Source organism: Stenotrophomonas sp. Ste96, from assembly GCF_024519495.1.
Taxonomy (GTDB): Bacteria; Pseudomonadota; Gammaproteobacteria; order Xanthomonadales; family Xanthomonadaceae; genus Stenotrophomonas; species Stenotrophomonas bentonitica_A.
In genome coordinates, this window is sequence record NZ_JALJRX010000001.1 from 321,596 (window position 1) to 342,274 (window position 20,679).

16 protein-coding genes are annotated in these 20,679 nt (G+C 63.9%); 7 read left to right on the forward strand and 9 right to left on the reverse strand.

Features of this window, described 5'->3' with window-relative positions:
* Positions 1–16 precede the first annotated feature (16 nt).
* Entirely contained in the window at positions 17–2,371 is a 2,355-nt protein-coding gene (locus OC373_RS01485; protein WP_070425378.1) for an arylsulfatase, read from the forward strand.
* Positions 2,372–2,694: 323 nt separating this feature from the next.
* On the opposite strand, the gene OC373_RS01490 is transcribed toward OC373_RS01485, so the two are convergent.
* From OC373_RS01490 to OC373_RS01515, 6 genes are all read right to left on the reverse strand, one after another.
* Positions 2,695–3,111, reverse strand: a complete 417-nt coding sequence (locus OC373_RS01490) for a hypothetical protein (protein ID WP_070425379.1) — start codon at positions 3,109–3,111, stop codon at positions 2,695–2,697.
* Positions 3,112–3,273: 162 nt separating this feature from the next.
* Positions 3,274–4,551: a beta-ketoacyl-ACP synthase II gene (gene fabF / locus OC373_RS01495; RefSeq protein WP_070425380.1), complete on the reverse strand. Its 1,278-nt coding sequence runs from the start codon at positions 4,549–4,551 to the stop codon at positions 3,274–3,276.
* Positions 4,552–4,587: 36 nt separating this feature from the next.
* Entirely contained in the window at positions 4,588–7,653 is a 3,066-nt protein-coding gene (locus tag OC373_RS01500; RefSeq protein ID WP_070425381.1) for an efflux RND transporter permease subunit, read from the reverse strand.
* Positions 7,650–8,762 carry an efflux RND transporter periplasmic adaptor subunit gene (locus OC373_RS01505; protein ID WP_070425382.1) on the reverse strand — a complete coding sequence of 371 codons (1,113 nt, stop codon included), beginning with the start codon at positions 8,760–8,762 and terminating at the stop codon, positions 7,650–7,652. Before OC373_RS01505 ends, OC373_RS01500 begins: the two co-directional genes overlap by 4 nt.
* 65 nt (positions 8,763–8,827) lie before the next feature.
* On the reverse strand, positions 8,828–9,397 hold the full coding sequence (locus OC373_RS01510; RefSeq protein WP_237393549.1) for a TetR/AcrR family transcriptional regulator: 570 nt from the start codon (positions 9,395–9,397) through the stop codon (positions 8,828–8,830).
* A 146-nt stretch (positions 9,398–9,543) separates the two neighbouring features.
* Positions 9,544–10,125 carry a TetR family transcriptional regulator gene (locus OC373_RS01515; protein WP_070425384.1) on the reverse strand — a complete coding sequence of 194 codons (582 nt, stop codon included), beginning with the start codon at positions 10,123–10,125 and terminating at the stop codon, positions 9,544–9,546.
* A gap of 234 nt (positions 10,126–10,359) precedes the next feature.
* Between OC373_RS01515 and OC373_RS01520 the strand changes: the two genes are divergently transcribed.
* The 4 genes from OC373_RS01520 to OC373_RS01535 all read left to right on the forward strand — a co-directional run bounded on the left by OC373_RS01520 (position 10,360) and on the right by OC373_RS01535 (position 14,990).
* Positions 10,360–11,142, forward strand: coding sequence for an SDR family oxidoreductase (locus OC373_RS01520; protein ID WP_070425385.1), 783 nt, complete (start codon positions 10,360–10,362; stop codon positions 11,140–11,142).
* A complete protein-coding gene (locus OC373_RS01525; protein WP_070425386.1) occupies positions 11,139–12,137 on the forward strand; it encodes an NADP-dependent oxidoreductase in 999 nt (332 codons plus the stop codon). The genes OC373_RS01520 and OC373_RS01525 overlap by 4 nt, the downstream gene beginning before the upstream one ends.
* Positions 12,138–12,305: 168 nt before the next feature.
* Positions 12,306–14,444 (forward strand): TonB-dependent siderophore receptor, encoded by a 2,139-nt coding sequence (locus OC373_RS01530; protein ID WP_070425387.1) that lies wholly within the window; start codon positions 12,306–12,308, stop codon positions 14,442–14,444.
* A 183-nt stretch (positions 14,445–14,627) separates the two neighbouring features.
* Complete coding sequence (locus OC373_RS01535) at positions 14,628–14,990, forward strand: hypothetical protein (protein WP_070425388.1); 363 nt, start codon at positions 14,628–14,630, stop codon at positions 14,988–14,990.
* 5 nt (positions 14,991–14,995) lie between these two features.
* Here the strand turns inward: OC373_RS01535 and OC373_RS01540 are convergent, their stop codons facing one another.
* On the reverse strand, positions 14,996–15,679 hold the full coding sequence (locus OC373_RS01540) for a thermonuclease family protein (protein WP_070427420.1): 684 nt from the start codon (positions 15,677–15,679) through the stop codon (positions 14,996–14,998).
* A 139-nt stretch (positions 15,680–15,818) separates the two neighbouring features.
* Complete coding sequence (locus OC373_RS01545; protein ID WP_070425389.1) at positions 15,819–17,063, reverse strand: MFS transporter; 1,245 nt, start codon at positions 17,061–17,063, stop codon at positions 15,819–15,821.
* Positions 17,064–17,167: 104 nt separating this feature from the next.
* On the opposite strand from OC373_RS01545, the gene OC373_RS01550 reads away from it, so the two are divergent.
* Positions 17,168–18,133: an AraC family transcriptional regulator gene (locus tag OC373_RS01550; protein WP_070425390.1), complete on the forward strand. Its 966-nt coding sequence runs from the start codon at positions 17,168–17,170 to the stop codon at positions 18,131–18,133.
* A 448-nt stretch (positions 18,134–18,581) separates the two neighbouring features.
* Complete coding sequence (locus OC373_RS01555; RefSeq protein ID WP_156785664.1) at positions 18,582–19,031, forward strand: hypothetical protein; 450 nt, start codon at positions 18,582–18,584, stop codon at positions 19,029–19,031.
* 426 nt (positions 19,032–19,457) lie between these two features.
* Here the strand turns inward: OC373_RS01555 and OC373_RS01560 are convergent, their stop codons facing one another.
* Positions 19,458–20,489, reverse strand: a complete 1,032-nt coding sequence (locus OC373_RS01560) for a hypothetical protein (RefSeq protein ID WP_261996873.1) — start codon at positions 20,487–20,489, stop codon at positions 19,458–19,460.
* Positions 20,490–20,679 lie beyond the last annotated feature (190 nt).

The window sequence follows — 20,679 nt, forward strand, 5'->3', positions numbered from 1 at the left end:
CCATCGAGGCGTGACCATGAGCCAGGAACTCCCCGGCAGCATCCTTCCGATCCCCGACCAGGCCTACCAGGGCCCCCTGTCGTTCGACGCGAAAAAGCTTGGGGTCAAGCTTCCTCCCATCACGGCCAAGCGCCCGCCGGACGGCGCACCCAATGTCCTGCTGATCATGTTCGACGATGTTGGCTTCGGCGCCGCCAGCGCGTTCGGCGGACCCGTGCATACGCCCACTGCCGATCGGCTGGCCAATAGCGGCCTGCGCTACACCCGCTTCCACACCACCGCCCTGTGCTCGCCCACGCGCGCCGCGCTGCTCTCCGGCCGCAACCACCACGCGGTGGCCATGGGCCACATCACCGAGACCGCCACCCCCGCGCCGGGCTATCGTTCAACACGGCCCAACTCGGTCACGCCGCTGCCGGAAATCCTGCGCCAGAACGGCTACAACACCGCCCAGTTCGGCAAGTGCCACGAAGTGCCGGTGTGGGAGTCCGGACCAACCGGCCCGTTCGACCATTGGCCGGCCTTCAGTGGCTTCGAGCGTTTCTACGGCTTCATCGGCGGTGAAACCAACCAGTGGACGCCCGCACTGGTCGATGGCGTCTCTGCCGTGGAGGCGCCTTTGGATCCGGACTACCACCTGATGCCGGACCTGGCCGACAAGGCCATCGACTATGTCCGCCTGCAGAAGAGCCTGACGCCGGACAAACCTTTCTTCGTGTACTTCGCACCCGGAGCGACGCACGCCCCGCACCATGTCCCGAAGGACTGGATCGCCAAGTACAAAGGCGCGTTCGATCAGGGCTGGGATGCCATGCGCACCGCTACCTTCGCGCGCCAGCGCGAGCTGGGTGTCATCCCCGCCGATGCCGTGCTCACCCCGCGGCCGGAGGGCATTCCGGCGTGGGAGGACATGCCGGCCGAACTCAAGCCGATCCTCGCGCATCAGATGGAAGTCTATGCCGCCTTCCTCGAGTACGCCGACCACCATACGGGCCGCGTGATCGACGCGCTGGAGGAACTTGGCGTGCTCGACGACACGCTGGTGTACTTCATCATCGGCGACAACGGCGCCTCCGCCGAGGGCGGCATCAACGGCGCCTTCATGCTCACCACCGCATCCAACGGCGGCGCCGAGTACGAGACCGCAGCATTCTGGCAGCAGCACCTGGACGAGGTGGGCGGACCCACGGCCTACAACCACTACGCCGTCGGTTGGGCGCATGCGCTGTGCACGCCCTACCAGTGGACCAAGCAGGTGGCCTCGCACTACGGCGGCACGCGCAACGGCACCATCGTGCATTGGCCGGCCCGGATAACCGGCAGTGGCGAACTGCGAAGCCAGTGGCATCACGTGATCGACGTGGCGCCGACCATCCTGGACCTCGCCGGGCTGGCACAGCCGCATACGGTCAACGGTGTCACCCAGGTACCGATGCACGGCGTTTCCATGGCCTACACCTTCAACGACGCCGATGCCGAGGAGCGCCACCTCACCCAGTACTTCGAGATCATGGGCAACCGCGGCATCTACCACAACGGGTGGACCGCGCAGACCAAGCACCGCACCCCCTGGGATGTGGTGGCCAAGGGCGTGGATTTTTCGCAGGACGTCTGGGAACTGTATGACACCACCCAGGACTGGACCCAGGCCGACAACCTGGCCGCCGCGCAGCCGGACAAGCTGGCCGAGCTGCAGCAGCTGTTCCTGATCGAGGCGGTTCGCCACAACGTCCTGCCGATCGACGATCGCGCCGCCGAACGCATGAATCCCGAACTTGCCGGGCGTCCCACGCTGACCACCGGCGACAGCCTGCGGCTGTACCCCGGCATGACCCGCCTGGGCGAGAACGTGGCGATCAACGTCAAGAACCGTTCCTACGCGGTAACCGCCGAGATCGAAGCGCCCGCCAGTGGCACGCTCAACGGCGTGATCGTGGCCCAGGGCGGACGCACCGGTGGCTGGTCGTTCTTTGCCGAAAACGGCAAGCTGGGCTACCACTACAACCATTGCGGACTGCTGCGGAAGACGGTGCTGTCCGAGGCCGACATCGGCACCGGCCGCCATCAGGTGCGGGTGGAATTCGCCTACGCGGGCGGCGGCATCGGGCGCGGTGGCACGGTCACCCTGTACATCGACGGGAAAGCTTCAGGCACCGGCGAGGTGGAGCGTACCCATCCGCTGTACTACTCCTTCGATGAGGGCCTGGACGTGGGCATCGACACCGGCATGCCGGTGTATGAGGGCTATGTGACCGAGCGCGGCAGGTTCAACGGGGTCATCCACTGGGCGGAGATCCAGCTGGACCAGGATGACCACTCGCACATGATCGATCCGGAGGCGCATCTTGAGGCGGTGATGCGGCACCAGTAGCGGCCGAGCTGACAGGGCCGTCAGGGACCGCCCGGCGCCGGGCGGGAGGCCGGGCGTGGGTGTGGGAGCGCCCTGATCTACCCGGCACGCCTTCAAGCGGCGGGCGAATACAGAGCGGATGGAGGTAGGTGTGCGGGTCATGGCAACAAGCATGACCCGGACCTACGCTGAACGTAAATCACGTTCAACGTACTCCGGGTACAAGGCCCGAAACGTCATCGGCGCCACTGCCCTTCCATAGCGCGTTTCGGACATCGACCTTCCGGTCGACCATGGTCGACGTGTCGACACTTCCCGTGAGGAAGCCCTTCCCAGGACACGGGTCAGAGCCTGATGTTCATCTCCCCGGATGCTTCGTTCCGACCCATCGGTGAACGCGGTATGTGCAGGGACACAGGTGGATGGGACCCGCCGTCAACAGCCATCGTCGACATCTCTGGAGAAACCGTGCTGCTCTGTTGAAGACCTTCCTGCACCGCTGCAAGCAATCGGCTGGCACAGCGCACAGCGCTTCCCAGGGCCGGATCCAGCCCGACGAGGTAAACGAAGCAGCCGTCGAACTTCGCCGACGCGGTCTCCAAGCCCTCTGAATACGCCATCTCCCGTTTGAGCGCCTTGAACCAGCGCTTGGGTGGCTCGGCGGCCAGCTCGATCACGACGGCGGCTTCGCCGAAGCCCAGCGGCATCGCTTCGATCTTCAGCACCTGGGGGTTTGACGGGGTCTTTTGTCTGGCGGCCATTGCCCTTCTCCTCTGGAACAATGACGGAAAAGTATCCTCAGCAGGCGCCAAGAGCGCGTCAAAATCTGCTGACCGCCGGCGCTGTTTCTCTGCAACTGCAGTGGCGCTGCGTAGCCGCGCAGGAAAAGCGCGACGGCGGCATCGCCTCTGGACTGACGGTGCTCACAGGCGCCGGAACAGCGCACTGGCATTCACTCCGCCAAATCCGAACCCGTTGGTCAGGGCGTATGCGATGTCCGCTTCTCGCGGCACACCGCCTACGATCGAGAGCCCCTCTGCCAGCGGATCCGGTTGGACCAGGTTGAGCGTCGCGGGGGCGACCTGATCACGCAGGGCAAGCACGGTAAAGATGGCCTCGATGCCGCCTGCCGCCCCGAGCAGATGGCCGGTGCTCGACTTGGTGGCGGAAATCAGAAGGTCGCCACGGGTGCCGAACAAGGCACGCATGGCGGCAAGCTCCGCCCGATCCCCGACCTGGGTCGAGGTTGCGTGGGCGTTGATGTGGTCGACCTGCCCAGCGGAAATGCCCGCCTGCGCCAACGCGATCTCCATCGCGCGGCGTGCACCGCTGCCGTCGTCAGGGCCGGCGGTCAGGTGGTACGCATCCGCGGTCGTACCGTAGCCGACCAGTTCGGCCAGCGGCCTGGCGCCCCGCGACAGGGCGTGATCCAGGCGCTCGATCACCAGCAACCCGGCGCCTTCGGACATGACGAACCCGTCCCGCTGCGTGTCAAACGGGCGGGACGCGGCTGTGGGTGTGTCGTTGAATGCGGTGCTGAGCGCCTTGGCAGCGGCGAAGCCGCCCAGGCTGACGCGGTGCATCGCCGCTTCCGCACCGCCGCACAATGCGATATCCGCTTCGCCGGACCGGATCAGGCGCGCCGCATCACCGATGGCCTGCACGCCCGCCGCGCAGGCCGTAACCGGCGCGCCCTGTGGGCCCTTGAACCCGTACCGGATCGACGCCTGCCCCGCCGCCATGTTGGCCAGGAAGGTGGGTGCAGTGAAGGGCGACAACCGGCCAGGCCCACGGCTTTCGGTGGTGTGGACCGCATTGACGATGGAACCAAACCCACCGATGCCCGTCGCAATCACGGTCGCGGTTCGCAGCAGGCCACGCTCATCGGCCGCGTTCCACTCTGCCTGCGCGAGCGCTTCGTGGGCGGCCACCAACGCGAACTCGACAAACCGGTCCATCTTCTTCAGATCTTTCGGCGCGATGATGCCGCCGGAATCGAAGCCCGCCTCAGGATCCTGTTCCCGGTCGGGCACGCGGCCGCCTACGTTGCAGTCCGTTCCGGCCGACAGCGCCTCGCCCAGCGGGCCAATCCCGGAGCGTCCCGCCAGCAGGCGCGACCACACTGTTTCCACTCCGCACCCGAGGGGGCTCACCACGCCCATCCCGGTCACCACGATGCGATCTTTCTCGGCAATGCGCATAACTCACTTCCCATATAAAAGAGGTCCCGGTCGCACTCAGGCAACAGAGGGCGTTTCCGCTCGGACCTTGAACCAGATGGCATACATCGCCGGCAGGAACACCAGCGTCATCACGGTGCCGGCGATGGTGCCGCCAATCAACGTGTAGGCAAGCGTTCCCCAGAACACCGAATGGGTCAGCGGAATGAACGCAAGCACCGCCGCCAGGGAGGTCAGAATCACCGGGCGTGCGCGCTGGACGGTCGCCTCGATGATCGCGTGGAAGGTCGCCATCCCTGCCATTTCGTTCTCGTGGATCTGGCCGATCAGAATGAGCGTGTTGCGCATCAGGATGCCCGACAGTGCAATGAGTCCCACCAATGCGTTGATGCCAAACGGCTGCTGGAACAGCAGCAGGGTCGGCACCACGCCGATCAGGCCCAAGGGGCTGGTCATGAAGACCATGATCATGGCGGAGATGGAGCGCACCTGCAGGATGATGACCAGCAAGGTGACCGCCAGCATGATCGGGAACAGCGGCAGCATGGCGCTCATCGCCTTACCGGATTCTTCAATGGAACCGGCCTGGGCAATGGCGTAGCCGTCAGGCAGCGACGCGATGAGCGGCGCAAGCTGCCTGCTGATGGCCGCTGATACGTCCGGTGGCTGCAACGCATCGTCGATGTCACCCCGCACGGTGATGGTCGGCACACGGTCGCGCCGACGCAGCACCGGCTCTTCCATGCGAACCTCAACGGCACCGATCTGCGACAGCGGCACGCGCTGGCCAGCGGCGCCAACCAAGGTGAAATCCGCAATGCGCGCGGGATCCAGGCGCGTGTCCCCGCCCGATCGAGCGACCACCTCCACGGTCCGGATGTCCTCACGAACGGCGGTGACCGGCACCCCGCTCAGGAAGAACTGCAACTGCTGCGATACCGACGCCGAGGTCATGCCCATCGCCTGCAGGCGGTCCTGGTCCAGCGTGAAGTGCAGCGTGGGCGTGCGCACACCCCAGTCGGTGTTCACGGTCCGCATCATCGGGCTGGCGTGCATGATCTGCTCCACCTTGGCGGCAATGCCACGGATGACATCCGGATCCGGACCGCTGACCCGATACGCCACCGGATACGGCGAGTAAGGCCCGAACACCAGCTGCGTCACGCGCACGCGGGCTTCGGGCGCCAGGCCCTCTGCCACGGCCTGGCGAAGCCTCGCCTTCAGCGCATCGCGCTGTTCCTGGCTGTCGGTGCGGACCACGATCTTGGCAAACGCAGGGTCCGGCAGCTCCGGCGAAATGGCGAGGTAGAAGCGCGGCGCACCCTGGCCGATGTAGGCCGTGACGATCTTCGATTCCGCCTGCGCCGACAGCCACGTTTCGACCTTCCTGGCCGCCAGGCTGGTCTGTTCGATGGCGGTGCCATAGGGCATCTGCACCTCGACCAGTACCTCCGGGCGATCGGAAATGGGGAAGAACTGCTTCTTCACCGCCCCCATGCCAGCCACCGAAAGCACGAACAGGCCGATCACCGACCCTGCGGCGAGCCACTTGCGCGCAATCACACGCGCCAGGATCGACCGGAAGCGGTTGTAGCGCGGCGTGTCATAAAGGCTGCTGTGACCGCCCTCCACTGCCTTCAGATCAGGCAGAAGCTTCACGCCCAGGTACGGCGTGAAGAACACCGCGACTACCCACGACACGATCAGCGCAATGCCGACGATCCAGAACATGTTGCTGGTGTATTCACCGGCGGTGGACCGGGCAAAGCCATTGGGCATGAAGCCCACGGCCGTCACCAGGGTGCCGGCCAGCATGGGCGCTGCCGTATGACTCCACGCGTAGGCCGATGCCTTGACCCGGCTGTAGCCCTCCTCCATCTTCACCACCATCATTTCGATGGCAATGATCGCGTCGTCGACCAGCAACCCCAGGGCCAGGATCAGCGAGCCCAGCGTGATGCGGTCAAAATTCTTTCCGGTGGCCGCCATCACCAGGAACACAGTGGCCAGCGTCAGCGGTACGGCAGCTGCCACCACGATGCCTACCCGCCAGCCCATGCTGACGAAGCACACCACCATCACCACCAGCAGCGCGACGAAGAACTTCATCATGAACTCGTCCACCGACGCGCTGATGTTCACCGCCTGGTCGGTGACCTTCTCCAAGGCCATCCCCACCGGGAGGCCGTCGTTGATCTTCTTGACCTCGGTGTCAAGCGAGGCGCCCAGATCCAGGCCGTTCCAGCCGTCACGCATGACGATCCCCAGCAGCATGGCCGGCTCGCCCCCGTTGCGGATCATGAAGGTCGACGGATCTTCATAGCCACGCTTCACGGTGGCGATGTCCTGCAACTTCAGTGTTCTGCCCTGCGCAACGATGGGGGTATCGCGGATCTTCTGCAGCTGATCCAGCGCGCCGTCGAGGCGGATGAAGATCTGCGGGCCCTTGGCCTCCACGGAGCCGGCGGGCGTCAACGCGTTCTGGCCGTTCAGCGCCGCGAACACCGCCTGCGGCGTGATCCCCAGGTTTGCCAGGCGTTCGTGGGAAAGTTCCACATAGATCCGCTCGGACTGCTCGCCAATGATGTTGACCTTCTTGACGCCGGGAACATGCAGCAGGCGCTGACGAAGGGTTTCGGCGTCGCGTGCAAGCACGCGGAATGGTTCGCCCTTGGCCTTCAATGCGAACAGCGCAAACGTGACATCGGCATATTCGTCATTGACCATCGGGCCGATCACGCCTGCGGGCAGGTTCGCGGCTTCGTCGGCCATCTTCTTGCGCGCCTGGTAGAACTCCTCCTGCACCGCGGACGGGGGCGTGCCGTCCTGCAGGGTCAGCGTGGTGAACGACAAGCCGGGACGCGTATACGTTTCACTGCGGTCATACCAGCGCAGCTCCTGCAGGCGCTTTTCCAGCTTCTCGGCCACCTGGTCCTGCATCTCCGTGGGCGTGGCCCCCGGCCAGGCCGTCACCACGGTCATCACCTTCACGGTGAATGCCGGGTCTTCTGCGCGGCCCAACTGGAAGAACGACACGATGCCGGCAACCGAGACCAGGAAGATCAGAAAAACCGTGATGGCGCGCTCGCGCACCGCAAGCGCCGACAGGTTGAACCCACTCACGGGTGGGCTCCCTTGCCCGCTGTGGCGGTGGCCGTGGCGGTATCGGCCAGACGAACCACCTGCCCTTCGTGGAGCAGGTGCGCGCCCAGCGCGGCCACGCGGTCGGATGCTTTCAACGCGCCCTCAACCAGGGCCAGGTCGTCCCCCAGCCGCTTGACCACTACCGGCGTCCAACGGGCGCTGGGTGGCTCGCCCCCGATGACCCAGACGCCGGTTCCGGTGCCAGGATCAAACACCGCGCCCAACGGGACCTCAACGCCCCCCGCCTCACCTGCGGTGCCTTCAACCGCTACCGTCACGGTAGACCCCAGCGGCAATGCGGTGTTGCCGTCCTCCAGGGTGTAGCGGGCTTCAAAGGTGCGGGTTGCAGGGTCTGCCGATTCGGAGAGCACGCGCAACCGTGCCGGCATCGAAACGCGCGCACTAAACAACGACGCCGATGCGGCCGAGCCGATCTGCGGGCGAAGCGTCTCGGGCAGTTGGACCACGGCTTCCCGACTGCCCGCACGGGCAAGCCGGGCGACGATCTGCCCCGCCGCCACTACCTGGCCGGGCTCGGCCAGAACGGCCATGACCACCCCATCGGCATCGGCAACAAGCGAGGTGTACTGACTGGCGTTGCGTGCCACCCGGGCCTGGGCGTCGGCCGCCCTGAGCTGCGCAGCCGCCGCGTCTGCCGCCGCCTTCATCTGATCGTAGGCCGAGCGCGACACCACGCCCTTGGCTGCCAGGTCGCGATAGCGCGCCTCGTCGGCCGTGGCCTGCACGCTCTGCGCACGGGCCGCGATGACGGCCTGCTGCTGGGAAGCGGCAGCCAGGTTCAGGTCGAGCGGATCCATCCGATAGAGCACGTCGCCGCGCTTGACCGTCTGCCCCGTCTCAACGCGGCGCTCAGTGACCTTGCCTCCCACCCGGAAGGCCAGATCGCTCTGCACCCGTGCGGCGATGGTGCCGGTAAAGGTGCGCGCGTTTCCCGCGCCCGGCTGCACCTGCGCCACCCGGACGATCGGCGGCGCGGTCCGGGGGTCGCTTTCACCCGGCTTGCTGCAGGCCACAAGGAACAACGGAACAACACAGGAAATGGCTGTGAGTACAGAACGGCGCCGCATACGGTCTTCCGGAGTGGGGTATCCGGGTGCATTCTGTTCCTAGTGACTAATCCAGTCAATAGTCACTAGGATGGAATCACAAGGCTCCGCAGGACCAGTTGGTGCAGCGCCTCAGGCGCTTCCGCATGCAGGGCCGATACGTGGGGCAGCGTCACCGGGTTCAGGTAAGGCACCAGAACCTGGTAGACGGCGCGGCTGGTGTCGCCCAACGGTGTCGTGCTCTCGAACACCCCGGCAGCGCGACCTTCCTGGACGATGTCCTCCACCCGCTGGCGGATGCGGTGCTTGTACGCCTGGACGGAGGGCCAATCGCCCGTCGCGGCCGCGACCGCGATTTCATACAGTCGCCGGTCCTGGAGGAACAGGCGAAGACTGGACGCCACAATCACGGTGAACAGCGCGCGGAGCCTCTCCGGCGGCGCCTGGATCCCTTCCAACGCGTCATCTACATCGCGTTCGATCTGGCTGAGGCAGTTGGCGCAGATCACCTCACCGATCGCCTGCTTGGAGGTAAAGAACTTGTAGATGTACGCCTTGGAAAAGCCGATGGCTTTGGCCAGGTCGGACACCGTGGTCTTGTCGTAGCCGTAATGGCTGAAGTGCGCGGTGGCCGCCTCGATGATCTGGGTGCGCACATCGTGCTCGGCGGGGCCACGCCCGGCATCGGGCACTGCGGAGGTTGAAATAGACATACCGCAAGGGTAGCGCTGCCAGATAGAGCGGGCAAATAGTGACCAATCGGGTATGGGTTCACCATCGCATGGTGCTCGCCCGACACGCGTCAGGGCGCAGACGCCCCTGACATCCGCGCCAGCACATCCGCCCGGCAGACATCCAGAAGCTCGTCGGCCAGCGCCGAATCGTCCGGGCAGGACCGGGACAGCACCATCGCCCCGACAGCCTGGGCCATCAAGGCGATCCGCCGCGCGCGCGCCTGTTCGGCGGTGGCGGCGTCGGACTGCTCTTCCGGCGTGGAAGCAACCGCCAGCTGCGCCTCGATGCCTGCCGCAAAGGCCGCCTTGACCCCCGCCGGCTGACGCGCCGCGTCGGTGCACAGCGCTGCCATGGTGCAGCCCTGGCCTGGCGCGTCCCGGTGCTCGCGGGAAAGGTAGTAGCGCACGAAGCTCTCCCGGTCCGTGCAGGTCGCGGCCTCGGCCGATTTGGCCAGGCCGCAGCTCGCCGCCTCGGCCATCAGGTCGGCCTTCGACCCGAAGTGCTTGTAGAAGCCGCCGTGGGTGAAGCCGGCGGCCGCCATCAGATCGGCCACGCCCACGCCGTCGTAGCCCCGCTCACGGAACAGCGTGGAGGCGGTGTCGACGATGTGCGCCCGGTTGGCCTGCGCCTGTGCCTTGGTGACCTTCATGACCCGGTCTCTCTTCACGCTCTGCCTTGGTGAAGCGCACTTTACCACGATAGATGACCACCATCATCAAACCGTTGACATCTAAGATTACGGTCATCATCATTGCTGCACGCTATCAGCCGTCGCCACCGCCGGGGCGGGACTACCCCGCGTTGACCGATACAACGCCCCGGTAAGCCGTCGACAACGCCCTGCCGCCCCCCCGGCCGCCCGCCCCCTTCCACGAGACACACCATGAGCCAGCTTCCCACCGTCCTCATCACCGGCGCCTCCAGCGGTATCGGCACCATCTACGCCGAACGCTTCGCCCGCCGCGGCCACGACCTGGTGCTGGTCGCGCGCGACACGGCCCGCCTGGAGTCGCTGGCCGCCCGCCTGCGCCAGGACACCGGGGTCGACGTAGACGTCCTGCCGGCCGACCTCACCGTGCGCACCGATCTGGCCACCGTGGAAACCCGCCTGCACGACGATGCCCGCATCGGCATCCTCATCAACAACGCCGGCATGGCGCAGTCCGGCGGCTTCACCGACCAGTCGGCCGACAGCATCGATCAACTGGTCACCCTCAACACCGTCGCCCTGACCCGCCTGGCCGCGGCCATCGCCCCGCGGCTGGCCAACGCCGGCGAAGGCGCGATCGTCAACATCGGCTCGGTGGTCGGCTTGGCGCCCGAGTTCGGCATGTCCGTCTACGGTGCGAGCAAGGCCTTCGTCCTGTTCCTGTCGCAGGGGCTCAGCCTGGAGCTGTCGCCCAAGGGCGTTTACGTGCAGGCCGTGCTGCCCGCAGCCACCCGCACCGAGATCTGGGAGCGTGCCGGTATCGACATCAACACGTTGCCCGAAGTGATGGACGTCGGCGAGCTGGTCGATGCCGCCCTGGTCGGCTTCGATCGCCGCGAAACCGTGACCATTCCACCATTGCATGTGGCCGCCCGCTGGGACACGCTGGAGGCATCGCGCCAGGGCCTGCTCTCGGACATCCGCCAGGCGCAGGCAGCGGAGCGCTATCGCCCATGAAAGCCTTCCTCATCGACCGCTATGGCAAGAACGAAACGGGCCACACCGATGACGTGCCAACGCCAGCGCTGCGCGATGGCGATGTGCTCATCCGCGTGCACGCGGCCAGCGTCAACGCGCTGGACCCCAGGATCCGGCGTGGCGAATTCAAGGTGATCCTGCCGTATCGCCTGCCGCTGATTCTGGGCAACGACCTGGCCGGAACGGTGGAGCGCGTGGGCGCCGGCGTTTCCCAGTTCAAACCGGGCGATGAGGTGTATGCACGTCCCGACGATGACCGCATCGGCGCGTTCGCCGAGTTCATCGCCGTCAACGCCGCCTCCGTGGCCTTCAAGCCCGCCAACCTCACCATGGTGGAGGCCGCTTCGCTGCCGCTGGTCGCGCTGACCGCGTGGCAGGCTCTGGTCGAAACCGCCCAGCTCAAAGCTGGGCAGAAGGTCTTCATCCAGGCCGGCTCCGGCGGCGTCGGCACCGTGGCGATCCAGCTGGCCAAACACCTTGGCGCGTTCGTTGCCACCACCACCAGCACGCCCAACGTGGGATGGGTAAAAGCGCTGGGCGCGGATGTGGTCATCGACTACCGGCGGCAGGATTTCGCCGCGGACCTGCGCGACTACGACGTGGTGCTCAACAGCCTGGGCAAGGAGGAACTGGAGCGCTCGCTGCAGATCCTCAAGCCGGGTGGGCATCTGATTTCCATCTCGGGCCCGCCCACGCCCACCTTTGCCACATCGCGCGGGCTGGCCTGGCCGCTCAAACAGGTGATGCGCCTGCTCAGCCACGGCATCCGCAGCAAGGCCAGGAAGAAGGGAGTCACGTATACCTTCGTCTTCATGCGAGCCGATGGGGCGCAATTGAGCACCATCACCTCGCTTGTGGAATCCGGCGCGATCGCACCGGTCATTGATCGGGTGTTTCCGTTCCAGGACACCCAGGGCGCGCTGGCTTACGTGGAGAGCGGGCGGGCGAAGGGCAAAGTGGTGGTGGAACTGTAACGCCGGAGCGGCTCAAGCGCGCGCTATCCCGTGGCCTTGCCGCACGTCCAGGAGCAACGCGACTTGCATTATCGGGCGCTGCACCGCCTTGGGGTGATGCAGCCGATTGAGTGATTGAGGCTGCATGTTAATATTTCTCATTCGCGACTACGCCCCCCCCTGCCTCCGATGACCCGCCCGTCGCTTCGTCTCTCTGCCCTGGGCTTGCCCCTGACCTTCGCCTGCCTTTCGGCACATGCCGCTCCGCCCTCCTCCCCCGATGTGCAACAGCTCGACGCAGTCCAGGTCCTCGGCCGCGCCCAGACCCTCTACCGGGTCGACGACGCCACGGTGGGCACGCGGACGGATACGCCGCTGGCGCTGGTGCCGCAGTCCATCCAGGTGGTGCCGCGTGAGCTGATCGAAGACCAGGCGGCCCGCCAGATCACCGACCTGTACCGCAGCATCAGCGGCATCAGCTTCTTCAGCTACGCCGGCGTGACCCTGCGCGGCTTCCGCCAGGAAAACGTGCTGTATGACGGCCTGCGCGGCGACCCCTATGCCGGTTTTTCGGTCCCGCAGCTGTTCAACATCGAGCGCGTGGAGGTCCTGAAGGGACCGGCCGGCGCCCTGTACGGCGGCGGTGATGCCGGCGGCGTCATCAACTACGTGACGCGCAAGCCGAAAGCCACGCCCGAGCGCCGCATCGAACTGCAGGCCGGCAACAACGATTTCCGGGCTGCATCGATCGAGGCCACCGGGCCGATGAACGCCGCTGGCAGCGTGCGCTACCGCGCCGGGCTGTATGGCGACACCGAGCAGGGCGTGCGTTGGAACGCAGACAGCGAAAGCGTGATCGGTGATGCGTCGCTCGCCTTCGACGTAGGCGACACCGGCGAGTTGACCCTGCAGTTCACCGACATCACCCAGAACCTGGGCGGCAACCGCCTGCGCGGCGTGCCGGTGGACGACAACGGCAGCTTTCTCACCGACCGGCGCTGGAACCACAACGAAGCCACCGACTTCCTCGACATGCGCGCCAAGGTGGCGCTGGCGCAGTACCGCTTCTCGCCCAGCACCAACCTGGACGTGGATGTGGGTGCGCGCTGGTTCGAGAACAACGAGCACCAGATCTACCACGAGCCGATGGGGCTGATCGACCGCAACCGCGACGGCGTGCCTGAATGGATGACCCGCCAGCTGCGCAACCAGATCCGCGACAACGATGCCTTCACCGCCAACGCCAACGCAGTGTGGCGTGTCAGCACCGGCCGCATCGAGCACAAGGTGCTGTTTGGCGCCGATGTGTACCAGCAGGATGCCGACTTCACCGCGCAGACGGCCAACAGCGCGGACCTGGCGCGGGGTGCCGGCCCGGTGCCGGGCATCGACCTGTTCAACCCGGTGTATGGCGCAAGTTCGTGGCGCGACTACAACCTGGCCGCCCTGCCCTGGCGGAGCACCAGCACGCGCAGCAAGCGCTATGGCGGCTACCTCCAGGACGAACTGACGCTGACCCCGCGCTGGCATGTGCTGGCCGGACTGCGCTGGGACGGGTTCAAGGACGATGACCGCATTGCCGGCACCGCGGTGGATGGCAACGACATCAGCTGGCGGCTGGGCAGCACGTACACCGTGCGGGAAGGCGTCAATTTCTACGCCAACATCGCCAGCGGCTTCATGCCCCAGAGCGCGGCCAACCAGAGCGCCGAGGCGGGCGGCCCGTTCGATGCCGAGCGCAGCAGACAATGGGAAGTCGGGTTGAAATCCCTGCTGGCCGAGCGCATCACCTTGAACCTGGCCGCGTACCGGATCGACCGCAGCAATATCGTGCAGGCCACCGGTGAGATCGTGGACGGCGTCAACCAACTGGCCGCCCTGGGCCTGGTGCGCAGTACGGGCATGGAGCTGGACCTGCTGGCCGATGTCACCGACCGCTGGGTGCTCAACCTCACCTACGCCTACAACGATGCGCGGGTGAAAGATGCCGGCAGCAACGGCATCACCAATGCGTCCGGCGATCGCTTCGCCAATGCGCCGCAGAACAAGCTCGGCCTGTGGACACGCTACGACCTGCCGGCAATCCATTCGGCCATCGGTTTCGGCGCCGATTACGTGGATGAGCGCGTCAGCCTGGATGGCCAACGGGTGAAGCCGTACACCGTGTTCGACATGAGCTGGAAGACCCAATGGCAGCAGTGGCAGTTCCAGGCCAACGTCAAAAACCTGTTCGACAAGGTGTACGCCGCCAGCGGCTTCAGCGAGCGCACCGGCCACTTCCCGGGTGAGCCGCGCCGTGTGTACGTGCAAGCTGCGTACGCCTTCTGAGCCCGCCCATGCGCCAGCCAGTGCCAGCGCCCCCGAACCGCCCGGCAAGCGCTGCCAGTGGGGCGCTGGCTGTGGCTGGCCCTGCTGCTGGTGTGGGCGTCACTGGTGCCGTTTGAGACCATGAAGTAGACGCACTCACCCGTCGAACGATGGCATCCTGCCCGTTCGCGCAGGAGCACAACGATGCGGACGACGGGAAATCTTCTTGCAGCAGCAGCTGTCACGCTGAAGGTCGGCGTGGTGTTCTGGGTGCTGGTGGCCTGGCGGACACCCGGCGGCGAGCCTTGGGATGCGCCGGCGTTCTGGACCGTCGTCTATCCCATCGCACTGGCTATCGCCGCGGTTCTAGGCGCCTGCTTCCCCCGCAAGGCGTGGCTGTGGGGACTGTTGCTCATGGCGCTGCAGGTGCCGGTGGTGGCCGTGGTCTCGGGCGTTGGCCCGTTGTTGCTGGCCGGACTGGTGTATGCACTGGTGCTGGCGTTGCCTGCGATGGCCATCGCGGCAGCGGCGGGCGCGCTACGTCGCCGCCTGCATGAGAGGGTTTGAGACGCTCAGCGCTTGGCCGCCTGCCACCCTGCCCGCACTGCGTCGGCAGGGCTGCAGAACATGCGCTCGCCGCGACTCGTGTCGATACTCGTGCGCGCGTAGTCCCGCTGGCCCGGCACGTGGTAGATCTTCTTGCCTTGGCGGGAGATGTTGCCCTTGATTTGGCATCCGCCCGGCGCCGGCTGCGTGGCCACCGGGGCGTGTCGCGCGGCCTGGTCACGCTTGCTGCGACGATAGTCGGCTGGCATCTGGAACGGCCCCTGCCAGAGGTTCCGCTGATGCTGGCGCGCGTCGGCTTCGTCTGCGATGAATGCCGTGGCGTACTGGCGGTACGCCACCGCCCAACCGGAGCGCACCATCCACCGATTGACCGACGCCCCCTGGACAAAGCACTCCGCCACCACCCTGCCGTAGCGGTCCGTGTCCTTGGGCTGGCAACGAACGGTTTTTTCCAGCAGATAGCCGTCCAGCGCGGCGGCTGACCGACGCCCACAGGGCCAAGTGCGCCCATCTTTACCGGTGCATTGCTGCGCGCTTTCCGGCGCATCGATGCCCCATAGGCGGATGCGCTGCTTGGCCACGGTGAGGGTGTCCCCGTCCGTGACCGTCGCGCGGCCGACCAGCTCTGCTGCCACACCAGGAACCGACGCAGAAACCAAAAACAACACCACCAGACCTTTCAACACCATCAACAACAACGTCCTTCAAGTGCACGCTCGGGAGCGAGCGCCAGTTAAAACAGGGCCGAGCACTTTAGCGGAAGCGGATACAGGACGCCGACTACATCGACAGTCCTTCACTCCCGACGTGCATTCCTGGTGTGGTCGCCTAGATATGAAACGCCGGACCTGCCGACAACGGCGCCGAGCTCACCCTGACCCGGAACGCGATGAGCAGGCTGGCGAGGAGCATCACCGCCGCGGCAACGACAAGGACTGCAACGATGCCGCCCAGCCCGAACACCACGCCACCCAACGCGGCGCCCGCTGCGATGGACGACTGCACCGCAGCGACCACCATCCCGCCGGCACTCTCGGCCTGGTCAGGCACCGCACGCGCGACCCAGCTCGACCACGCAACCGGCACGCCACCGAAGGCCAGACCCCACAGTGCTACCAGGATCGACAGCCCACCGACGCTCACCGGCAACAGGAGCATGCCCAGCGCGGCTACGCCAACCAAGGCAGGCATGAGCACCAGCGTGACTTTCAGACTGCGCTCCATGAGCCAGCCGGCCAGGAGAGTGCCAACGAAATTCGCCACACCGAACCCGAGCAGGATCAGCGCCAGGCCATCGGCGCTCATCTGCCCCAGGCTCTCCAACGTGGGGCGGATGTAAGTAAAGAGCGAGTACTGACCGGTGTGCGCCAGGACGCAGCCCAGCATGCCGACCGCAACGCCCGGACGGCGCAGCAGGGCCACCACCGACTCGGGAACTGCCGCCTTGCGGGGGGCCATCCGGGGCAGCGTGAACCACTGGAACGCAAACGTGAGTCCACCTACCGCCGTCGCCGCCCAGAACGCGCTGCGCCAGCCCAGCATCCCGCCGAGGTAGCTCCCCAACGGAACCGACACCACCGTGCCGACCGCAATCCCGCTGAAGATGATGGACAGCGCGCGAGGCACGCGCTGGGGCGGCACCAGCCGCATGGCCACGGCCGCTGCCATGCTCCAGAAACCGCCCAGCGCGATGCCCAGAAGGACCCGCATCACCAGCAGCACGCCCATGCTGGACGACAACGCCACCAAGGCGTTGGAGAGGATCATCAGGGCCGTGAAACTCAACAGCACCAGGCGCCTGTCTATCGAACGGGTCAACCGCGGCACCAGCAGGCCAGCGAACAGGGCCACAACCGCAGTGACCGTCACCGCTTGCCCGGCCAGCGCCTCCGACACCCCCAGGTCCGCCGCCATCGGCGTCAACAGGCTGGCAGGCAGATATTCCGCGGTGAGCAGCCCGAAGACCCCCATGGCCAGCGAAAACACCGCCACCCATGCCGATGAAGAAGGCTCCCCGCTCCCCCTGTCCACAGAATCAGGCGTGTTCGCGACATCAACTACGTTATTGCTCATCACAGATCCCAGTGCATTCGTGCAGCCGAGAGTCTAGGGAGCCAGGTCAGGATGATCTATGATTGTCCGACCTGTATTTTTGATCGAAACCCCGAACCGTCTCCATGAGCCACACGCCACTCCAGCCCACCGACCTGATCAGCGAACTGCTGACCGGCATGCGGCTGCATGGCGTTCAATACCGGCGCATTCAGACCGGACCGACCTTCGGGCTTGGATTTCCCTCAAAGCCAGGCCATGCCTACTTCCATTACCTGGCAGTGGGCACGGCGATTCTTCGTGGCGCAGACGGCAGCCAACACCGTCTATCCGCCGGGGATGTCGTACTTCTTCCCCGCGGAGACGAACACGCGTTGCTGTCGGGCGAGGACCATCCCGTCCAGTGCCTGGAAACGATCGACGCAGCCCCGCTGGGCGACGCAGTGAGCGGGATAGACACGTGCCCAAGCACACATGCCGTGCCCAGCGCGGTGCTCTTCCACGGCTGCATGGTGTTCGATCTGGGCGGCATGCAAGGGTTGAGCAAGGTGATGCCGGCGGTGATGTTGTGCGATGGCAACGCCACGCAGTTCCCTGGGCTGTTGCCGATGGTCGACGCGATGAAGCGCGAGGTGTGTTCCGGACGCATTGGCTATGCAGGAATCCTCGCCCGGCTGGCGGATGCAGTGGCCGCCATGATTGTCCGTGACTGGGTCGAGCGCGGTTGCGACGGCGCCTCCGGCCTGGTCATGGCCCTGCGCGACCCGCGTCTGTCACTGTCGTTGCTTGCCCTGCACAGAGACCCTGGGCGGGACTGGACGGTCGAAGCGCTGGCTGCGGAATCCAACATCTCACGGTCTGTCTTTGCGGAACGGTTCCAGACTGTCATGGGAACCGCGCCGCTGCGATATGTGACCGAGCTGCGTATGCACTTGGCCAGTCAATGGCTGAGCCAGCAGAACCTCTCCATCGAGGTGGTGGCAGAGCGTCTTGGGTACGCGTCGCAGGCGGCTTTCAGTCGGGCTTACAAGCGTGTTATGGGGTACTCGCCTGGTGCGACTCGGCGGGGGCGTGGGTTGGCCTCTGTGTAGGAGCGCCGCTAGCGCCGTTTTTGAACGGCCGCTGGGATCTGATCACCACCGATGTGTGACTTGGAGCGAAAAATGGTAACGAAAAACATGATCGCGACCACACTCCCTCCAAATCAGCATTGAAAGCACGCGCGGAAAATCTAGAATGGAAAAATACCATCAAAGCTGAAACCCAGGCTAGAGCGCACCAGGGCAAATCCATAACAGTTCCGCGACACGCATAGGTATAAATCAGCTCAACCTGCGGCAAATTCCTGCAAATGTTGCAGCAGGACTCGCTGCGTCTGCGCGTGGAGACGTCGAAGCAATGCCAGAAAGCATTGATGAGTGCGACGTCGATGAAGGATTCAAGAAAATCCTGAGCAGGCAACCAAAAGGGCATCCAAAGACACTAAATTGCCTTACAAAAGGCCTGATTACATGATCGCCCGCGGACTACGAGACCAACATGGAACACTTTGAATGCCTTGGATATTATCACGGCGAAACCAAACTTGACGCTTTACTGGCTGCACTGGATGTCAATGAGCGACCCATCCTTCCACGGGGAGATACAGATACCTACCTGTCGAACGAGGCCGCTGGAATCGAACTGACATTCTCGGACTCAGCATCACTCAGCGCCCCACAACGCGACTATCCGGCCGGAGCGCTCGTGTTGGTGAACATCCGTTATTACGGGATGAGGCTGGAAGAATTTTCGATCTACCAAGGCAACTTGCCTTACGGACTAACATTTGGCCTGAAAAAATCTGAACTCATTGCATTACTTGGCGAACCAGAATGGAGGAATCCAGAAGGACTTCGCTTGCGCTGGATACGCGGACACCACCGAATTCACGTGACTGTCAGCAAGAGCGAAGGAGCGATCATCGTCTCCTTGGGGCTTCCGCTTTAGGAACGAAGTCATTACCGAGACCTTAAAAATCGAAAGTGGAAAGGCAGAAAAATTAAAGAGTCACCCGCGACGTCCATCCACATCACACTTCGAACTTCCGCCCAAACAACCAAGAAAGCCCATTGCTGCTATCCCCCGTCTCCCGATGGATGTGTACTGCAAAGGTGCTGCGTTGCGAAACTTGAGCGAAACCTGATTTACACCACCAGCCCTTGAGGGTTGATGCATATGTGGTTGTCGAAATAGACAGGCAAAGACCTGCGGGGTGGCGGAGAGAGTGGGACTAAACGATCCCAGCACTAACCTATTGATATTAAAAAGGAACTCTAGCCGGAATGTGTCCTGGTGAGTGTCCTTCGAGTCTATTGCCAAAGTCCCATTGACTCAAGCACAGCGATGTCGACTGGCCTTAGTTAGGGCGTCAATTTAATCGGCCGCCGCTGCTTCAACACCTGAATTGACGTCAAAGGTCCATCCGCACCCAGAGCAGACAATCGAATTTTGCTCGTAAAGCTTGAACAAGGACTCGTTGTCTGACAGCACGGGCTCAGTGCAATTCGGGCAGTCTAAATCCAGCTCGTTAAGCATAGATCTGATCTCTGTCATGAGTTCGGTAGAGCCCAGACCATTGGAACGGAGATCAACCCAGTGCGCAAACCCAATCCGAGTTCTGACAAAAGTTAAATCCAATACGTCGTCTCGTCTTTTGGCGAAGCTGGACACAATAGCCTCAACAACATCAATCGTGTGCATGATCACAAGCGGAAGGTAGCTATAAAAGCCCTCCCATTGAGTCAGCCATGCCTCTTCTGTCGAAAATATGAAGTTGAAGTTAGCCGCCTCTGTCTCTAGACCTGGAAAGGTTGTTACAAGATGATTTGCTTTTTGAAAAAGGTCTTCATAGCCATAAGCGAACTGCTTGTTGTAGCGAAGGTCATACATAAGCTTGGGCTGCATCCAGCCCCCTAGCGACGTATTTTCCATCGCACGTGTGATGAGCTCCAATTTCCTCTTCTCACTCATCTTACTGATCGACTTCGCCTTAAGCTCTTCACCTTCGAACACCGTAAGCATGTCTTCTGGATCAGCGAGCAACCATTCAAGGTAAAGAAGGTTTTCTTTCAAAGGCTTCCTCAAGAGTGCGTATGCGACCGTGAGCTTGCCTTTCGCAGAGCACCTTAAAGCCTCATAGAGAAAATTTAAGAAGTCCCTGAGCAATGCAGACGTGAGCTGCTTGTAATACATCTCCTTGATTTCGTCACGATGGCCGTTTTCCGTCATCCACTTGAACAGCTCATCACCGCCAAGCCCCTCTTGAATGGGAGCGTTCGCAACAACCTGGACGGAAAAGATGTCCGCTTTCTCCCCCTCTTTCCATGTCGACACCAACTGATCGTGCAGGAAAAAGACGAAGTTATGACTGAAACGAAATTGCTCGGGGAGATTTCCGTAATCCACGCATGTTCCTAGTGAACGCCAGGCAAGGCATTGCCAATTCTTACGTCAGCTAACCGCGCCGTCAAGACCGCGCCAGAGCCACCGGCCATTGATTTAAGGTCGAGCCTGCGCCCCAGCCAATGGATAGCTAAAACTAACGAGCGACACGAAAACTTTGGTCGATGAATCCTTGACATTGCGTGACCCCGGC

Excerpts from the sequence above, each read along its gene's own strand:
- OC373_RS01535 (WP_070425388.1), top strand. The coding sequence starts at position 14,628 with ATGCGGACGACGGGAAATCTTCTTGCAGCAGCAGCTGTCACGCTGAAG.
- OC373_RS01515 (WP_070425384.1), bottom strand. The coding sequence starts at position 10,125 with ATGAAGGTCACCAAGGCACAGGCGCAGGCCAACCGGGCGCACATCGTC.
- OC373_RS01545 (WP_070425389.1), bottom strand. The coding sequence starts at position 17,063 with ATGAGCAATAACGTAGTTGATGTCGCGAACACGCCTGATTCTGTGGAC.
- OC373_RS01550 (WP_070425390.1), top strand. The coding sequence starts at position 17,168 with ATGAGCCACACGCCACTCCAGCCCACCGACCTGATCAGCGAACTGCTG.
- fabF (WP_070425380.1), bottom strand. The coding sequence starts at position 4,551 with ATGCGCATTGCCGAGAAAGATCGCATCGTGGTGACCGGGATGGGCGTG.
- OC373_RS01525 (WP_070425386.1), top strand. The coding sequence starts at position 11,139 with ATGAAAGCCTTCCTCATCGACCGCTATGGCAAGAACGAAACGGGCCAC.
- OC373_RS01555 (WP_156785664.1), top strand. The coding sequence starts at position 18,582 with ATGGAACACTTTGAATGCCTTGGATATTATCACGGCGAAACCAAACTT.
- OC373_RS01485 (WP_070425378.1), top strand. The coding sequence starts at position 17 with ATGAGCCAGGAACTCCCCGGCAGCATCCTTCCGATCCCCGACCAGGCC.
- OC373_RS01540 (WP_070427420.1), bottom strand. The coding sequence starts at position 15,679 with ATGGTGTTGAAAGGTCTGGTGGTGTTGTTTTTGGTTTCTGCGTCGGTT.
- OC373_RS01520 (WP_070425385.1), top strand. The coding sequence starts at position 10,360 with ATGAGCCAGCTTCCCACCGTCCTCATCACCGGCGCCTCCAGCGGTATC.
- OC373_RS01530 (WP_070425387.1), top strand. The coding sequence starts at position 12,306 with ATGACCCGCCCGTCGCTTCGTCTCTCTGCCCTGGGCTTGCCCCTGACC.
- OC373_RS01490 (WP_070425379.1), bottom strand. The coding sequence starts at position 3,111 with ATGGCCGCCAGACAAAAGACCCCGTCAAACCCCCAGGTGCTGAAGATC.
- OC373_RS01505 (WP_070425382.1), bottom strand. The coding sequence starts at position 8,762 with ATGCGGCGCCGTTCTGTACTCACAGCCATTTCCTGTGTTGTTCCGTTG.